General features: G+C 42.8%; 2 protein-coding genes. One reads left to right on the plus strand and one right to left on the minus strand.

What is annotated here, in order from left to right; all coding sequences use genetic code 11:
* Window positions 1-77: 77 nt before the first annotated feature.
* A complete protein-coding gene (locus QQL66_RS19745; protein ID WP_284383850.1) occupies window positions 78-2,819 on the plus strand; it encodes a nitrate reductase in 2,742 nt (913 codons plus the stop codon).
* A gap of 293 nt (window positions 2,820-3,112) precedes the next feature.
* Here the strand turns inward: QQL66_RS19745 and QQL66_RS19750 are convergent, their stop codons facing one another.
* Window positions 3,113-6,892 carry a hypothetical protein gene (locus tag QQL66_RS19750; protein ID WP_284383852.1) on the minus strand — a complete coding sequence of 1,260 codons (3,780 nt, stop codon included), beginning with the start codon at window positions 6,890-6,892 and terminating at the stop codon, window positions 3,113-3,115.
* Window positions 6,893-7,045 lie beyond the last annotated feature (153 nt).

Here is a 7,045-nt window from a genome sequence, read left to right on the forward strand (position 1 = left end):
AAACAGGGATATAGGGTTCTTAACCCGAGATCAGACGATAGCTTTATCAGGTACAGCGTCTTTCCAAGGTAGCTTTCATGACAGTAGAAACAATTGAAATTCCGGTAAAAGAAGTGACGGACCTTCAAACCATCAAAACGACGTGCGCCTATTGTGGTGTCGGTTGTGGTATTCAAGCGACGGTGTCTCCCTCGCAACGCACCGTCGAAGTGAAAGGCGACCCGGAACACCCATCCAACTTCGGGCGTTTATGTTCCAAAGGCTCTGCCTTGGCTGAAACCCTGGATTTATCGAGCCGTTTGTTGGAACCACAGATCTATGGCCGTCCCGCCTCGTGGGACGATGCCATCAGTATGGTTGCCAGCAAGTTCCAACAAGTGATCGACGAACATGGCCCAGACGCGGTGGCCTTCTACGGTTCCGGTCAGCTGCTTACCGAAGATTATTACGTGGCGAATAAGCTGATGAAGGGCTTCATAGGCAGCGGCAACATGGATACCAACAGCCGCTTGTGCATGTCGTCCTCTGTGTCTGGGCATAAGCGCGCCTTTGGTTCTGATACCGTGCCTAACTGCTATGAAGACTATGAGCACACTGACCTGATTGTGCTGGTGGGTTCCAACACCGCATGGTGTCACCCGGTCTCCTTCCAACGCATTCGTCAGGCCAAAGAGAATAACCCGAACCTGAAAGTGGTGGTGATCGACCCACGCAAGACCGACAGTTGTGACATTGCCGATCTGCATGTGCCTGTAAAAGTTGGCTCCGATGTGGCTTTGTTTAATGGCTTGTTGGCGTACCTTTATCAAGAAAACGCATTGGATCAGGACTACATCGATCAACACACCGAAGGTTTTGATCAGGCCATTCAAGCCGCTCAGTTGGATGCCTTTAACGTCGCGACCGTGGCGGAGAAATGTCGCTTGGCGCCGCACGTGGTCGAGACCTTCTATCGTTGGTTCAAAGAAACCAATAAAACCCTGACGTTGTACAGCCAAGGGGTGAATCAATCGTCGTCTGGTTCGGACAAAGTTAACGCCATCATTAACTGCCACTTGGCTACCGGCCGCATTGGTAAAGAAGGGGCAGGGCCGTTCTCTCTGACCGGTCAGCCGAATGCCATGGGTGGCCGAGAAGTGGGTGGCTTGGCAACCCAGTTGGCCGCACACATGGAGTTCAGCGAACAAGACAGAGACATCGTTCAGCGTTTCTGGCAGTCCGACAATGTCACCGATAAACCGGGCTTACCGGCGGTGGATCTGTTTGATGCCGTGGCGGACGGGAAAATCAAAGCCATTTGGATCATGGCAACCAACCCGGTGGTGAGCCTGCCGAATGCCGATAAGGTCAAACAGGCGCTGCAACAATGTGAGTTTGTGGTGGTGTCGGATTGCGTGGCACACACAGACACACTCGATTTAGCGCATGTGAAATTACCGGCGGCGGGTTGGAGTGAGAAAGACGGCACCGTCACTAACTCCGAACGTCGTATTTCAAGACAACGGGCCTTATTGCCGTTGGCCGGGAACGCCAAACCCGATTGGTGGATCATCACCCAGGTGGCGAGAAAGATGGGCTTTGAGAACGCCTTCCCGTATGAAACCCCTGTGGATGTTTTTAGAGAACACGCCCGTTTCTCCGGCTTTGAAAACTCACCGGAACAACGACTTCGCAGCTTTAACATTTCAGGCTTGGCAGAAATTACGGATGAGCAATACCAGTCCTTCCCGCCGACCCAATGGCCGATTGTGTCCAGTGATGCGCTGCAAGATATTAACAACTTCGAGAACACCAAACGCCTCTTTGCCGAGGGTGGCTTCTTCACGCCAACGCGCAAAGCCAAGTTTGTAGCGGTCGAACACCGGGCACCGAAAAACGCACCCGATGCGAATTGGCCGTTGATCCTCAACACCGGTCGTTTGCGTGATCAATGGCACACCATGACGCGCACCGGCTTATCGGCGCGGCTGAACCAACATAAGCCCGAACCCTTTGTGGAAATCACTTCGGCCGACGCTCAAGCCAATGGCTTAGAACAAGGCCAACTGGCATTGATCGAAAGCCAGTGGGGTAAGATGCTGGCGCGCGTTACCGTCACCGATCGCATTGCCCAAGGCGAGATCTTTGTGCCCATGCACTGGACGGATCAATTCAGCAGCCACAGCCGTATGGGCGGCGTGGTCAACCCGGTAGTTGACCCGGTGTCCTTCCAGCCGGAAAGCAAACACACGCCGGTACGAATCTCCGCCTTTAGCGCTGCATGGCATGGTTTCATTCTTTCCCGTCACCCACTGGTGTTGGACGGCATTGATTATGTGGTCTTGGCCAAAGGCAACGGCTACTTCCGTTACGAACTGGCGGGCAAACGCGACGTGAAAAACTGGCAAGGTCACCTCGCGTATCAGCTCAAACCGTATTCCGGCGAGCTGGACTGGCAAACCTTCCAAGATCAAACCAAAAAAGTCTTCCGTACCGCCTGCTTCCACGAAGGCGAACTGCAGGCTGTGCTAATCACAGGCCCAGACAGCCACCTGCCAGAACGGGAATGGATTGGCTCACTGTTTGACCCCGCCCGTGAAACCGAGCTGGAAGCCGACGAACGCATGGCACTGCTCACCGGCAAACCACCACTTGGCACACCGGACGTAGGCAAGATCGTTTGCGCCTGCTTCAACGTCGGCGCCAAAACCATCGAAAACGCCATCAAAGACGGCAAACTCACCACCCCGCAAGAGGTTGGTAAATGCTGTAAAGCCGGTACCAACTGCGGCTCCTGTGTGCCTGAGATTAAGGGGATCTTGGCGGCGGTTGGGAAGTAGTAAATAGGCGGTTTTTTTGTAAATCGGGAGTCCAAGCGGACTTCCGATTTACAAATAACAACGTTCCTATTTTTATCGACTTCTTTCACGGTATTTCTTCGTGTAATGTTTAGGTGTTAGGTTATTATGAATAACAGTTATTTAATGTAGATGAATAATCAATGTGATCAATAGTACTAGGAGGTTCTTTCTAAGATACTTATCTTATATTTTTATTTCTCATCAAAAGGTCATTTAACTTTTTAAGCTTTCATTGGAAAAGAAAGTTGGTTGATTTTACCAAGTTTTCGGCCTTAGCCAGAGTTTCCCTTGAATTGGTCTCTAGATATAGTCATTAGTTCATCCAAAATGCTACGAACCTCTGGTTCATTATTAAGATTTAAAGTAGGTAAAATAGCTTTCATTAAGCACAGAACATTCTTAGGCCAAGAGTAATCTTTTACTGAAAGGGCTTTATCTATGTGTACAAAGTGATATTCAGGATCTTTAAGTAAGTATCTTTGTTGTCCCCAAAAATCTAACCATTTAACTTTTAATGATTCAAAAGCTAGCCTAGATATTAAATTTGATTGCTTTATATCAATACCAATTTTAATAGCGATTAAAGTTTGGTGAAATACTCCGATAATTAGGCTTATAGAAGTTTTTTTTTGTTGATGGCGTAATCTCATTAGTAATTTAGAATTATGAGCTATTGCATCAGTTGTATTTATCTCCTTGCCTTCCATTATGCTAATTAACTCTGTCCGAATAACTACTTCTGGCTCCATTAAAATATGTGTTACTAGTTTATCAACCTCATCCCACTTGCTTTGGAGCGCACAACTGATAACGAAGCTAAGTAAGTAGTGCTCAACGATACCATTATAAATTTCAAAATCTGCTATTGTTGCTTCTGGTAGGGCTTGATATGTGAAATTAATATCTTTCGATTTATTTATTTTCACGTTAGTTGAAATATAGCTTAAATTTGAAACAAAGCATTTCAATGCTCTAATTAATAACTCTCCATTTGGATTTATAATGGCCGTATCTAGTCTAGAAGATCTTAAAGCAAGCTCACCTTCCACGATTGGGCCTTTAGGTAAATGTTCCACAAGATTTGAGGCTATACCTACATCTAATGAACAATAATTCTCTATCGAAGCCAACATATACCAAGCCATTTCGATAGGCGTTAATCTTTGTTTATCGATATCTTTGTGAGGTTCAGGATTGCTAACGATTCCAGGGTATATAGTGACCTTTTCACCATTAACTACAAATTTCTTTTGCTTAGATGCTTCTTGTTCAAGCCATAACAAAATATGGCGAGATATTGCATGGCAATGAGCAGCTTGTAACGAACTTTTAGGCTCTATGTCTTTAAGTTCCAACAATACACCTGCAAGATCTTGAATGCATTCTTCTCTATTACCACTACGCCAACTTGCTAAGGCTGCATCTGCTTTAAAACCTACTTGCATAGGTTTATTTTCTAGTAATTCCCTTTCTTTGCTAGCAGAAGCTCCAAGTAAATAAAACTTTCTTGCTAACGAGTGATTCTTTATATTTTCTGCACAAATAGCAGCATCCCTATAAAAGAATATTTTTTCGACACTATTAAGCACAGCATTCGAAGCTATCAGCTGATTTGAAAGGGCAAGACTTTTACCATACTCTTTTGCCCTAAATAGGACTTTTGCTTTGGCTCTTATTAAGCAAGCACTTGAGCTTCCATATTTTGATAAACCTGAGTCAATAACCATAAGAGCTTTATCTTTTTTTCCTCCTGATTCATCCCAAATAACTGCAGTAAATTGTACGCAAACTTCCGCTAGCTCCTTGTGTTCCCATCTATTAGCAAAAGATTCTAATTCAGAAAATATAGCTGAATGCTTTTCGCAATCAATCGTTTCTCGTTTATATTCATGCAGCCATGCCCCTCTAACAAAAGTATCTACCCCAAAATCAATTTGCTCGATAGTTTGAAATAGGTCTTTTCTTGCATCTGAGCCTAACGTGTCAATAAACTCAAATAATGGGATTAATTCTTCTATTGTTTTAATTTGATGAAGTTGGTTAATGATTAAAAAATTTACAATTGATATGCCTTCAATTTCTGTCGGAATTTCATTGTGAGATATTGAAGTAGGAAGTAACTCAGCTTTATTTTTAAATAGAGTGTTAAGCTTCATCACTATGGAATTCCAGTTCGGTAAATTTCCAAATTTAGGCTGGGACAATAAAAGTTTTGAATATATCATTATCCGCACTAATACAGAGCTACCAGCTTCTTGGGCATCAGATTTATCTGCTTCGATCTCAAAACGGTTAAACGTTTCTAAGTAACTATCTTTTTTATCTTCAAAGCATGTTAAAAGTATTAGCTGAGATCCTCTCAGCATAAGATTTACATTCGAGTCATGTGCATAAATTGAATTGTCTGTATTCAAAAAAGTAAACATTATCAAATGTGGGGCTATGATTTGAAGCTCACTGAGTTCAGTAGTTAGAATCGGATAACAAAGAAGTGCAAGTGCTCTAGAATTCTCCCCTGAAAATGCTGCAATAAATGCAGTATTCATAGTAATTGGATCAATTACTTTTTTACGAAGGATTGAGTCCGCAATTTCACATTGAATCGGTTTCCTCTGCTGTTTGGTTAAGGTTGCGACAGCAAAGTTTGATAACAATGGTGATAAAGAAAAGCAATCCATTTCATGTTGATCTATCCAAGACCCTACAAGGCTGTCAAAGGTAATTCCAGCGTTTGCAATTTTAGGAGGTAATAAAGCTAAATCAAGAACCAGATTCCTATCGAATCTACCTGTAATTAGAGATACTCGCTCGACAATCTCCCTTGCGCTAGCAGGGAGCTCATGAAGTAACCGTTCTCTTGTTTTCTTCTTAACTCTTTCTACCGTTTCATTTTTTTGCAATAAAGAGTTTAAGGTTCGAAATTCTTCAATGCTCCATTTGCTTTTTTTCATGCTTTGAATCATTGCGATAACTAATTGAGGGTGTCCTCCACCTGAAGACATATATATATATCTTGCCCAATAATCCGCTGTCACACCCAAAGCAGATAAAATCTCTTTTATATCTGTCTCGGAAAAGTCATCAACTTTTTGTTCAACCTCCAGAGGGAGCTCAGCAGAATATAAGTAATCTTCATCTGTTACTCTTGACGATGTGAAAAGTATAAAAATATTATTTTTTTTACAAAAATGATGAAGGCTAAGTAATTTCTCGGTAACAATAGATGTGAAGATACACTCAAGGTCGTCAATAAGGACTCCCGTTATTTCTTGATGATTAAGGTTTATCAATGAACTAGCTAAAATTTGACAAACTTCCTGAGAATTTAACCCTCTTAGATTAGCTCCAAGCCAATGCCCTCCTAAGTGTTTAGCTGCCATCTTGGCCGCAACGGTTTTTCCTACACCTGTTGCTCCATACAACCACGCAGTATTATAATTTTGAAGTGAATAAACAGTGCTATCAATTAATTGGTTTCTTGAAGCAATCGCTGTAGGAAGCGGCACACTTTCAATTGGGCTTAGGGGGGACGAATGCGATACAGCTATATCTGAATTACCTAATGAAGAAGGCATAAATTGAGAAATCAAGTTGTGCGAAATCGACCGAGTCAATTTCTCAATATCTATTTGGGGAGCGGAATCGATGAATTTACTTTGAGAATGGGGACTTTTTTCACTAGCTTTATGCTTATAATCTATAAGGTTTATTTCAGGGATTAAATGCTCTTTAAATAATGATATACAAGTACAATTAACACCAACGAAATTATCTTCGCTTACAGACCTTACTATTGAAGTTAGGAAAGCTTCGCATGAATCATTATCATGAATAAATACGCCACTTCCCGACAACCCCTGTAAAACCTCAGCACCGGCTTCGCCTTTAAAATCTGTATAGTCTTTCTCTGGTATCTCAAGATGAATATCTTTGCCCGCAGTTCCATTCTTAAAGCAAGGCTTCACCGAGTAAGTTTTACCGCTTTGAACCTTGCCCCTGCCCCTAAATATATATTCTAATGCGGGGTCATCAGTATCACTGATAAAATTCATTTCTGGAAAATTATCTCTATTTACACCCTAAATTCAGATAATAAGTGCAACACTCATGGTTGAACTGGTGAGAAGAGACTAACTGCCTGTTGGTGGTAAGCTTTAGTCACCACAACATAAAGAAAACACCATGAGTTACAGGCAGCTAGTCGA

The sequence above is a fragment of the Litoribrevibacter albus genome, from assembly GCF_030159995.1.
Lineage (GTDB): Bacteria > Pseudomonadota > Gammaproteobacteria > Pseudomonadales > Litoribrevibacteraceae > Litoribrevibacter > Litoribrevibacter albus.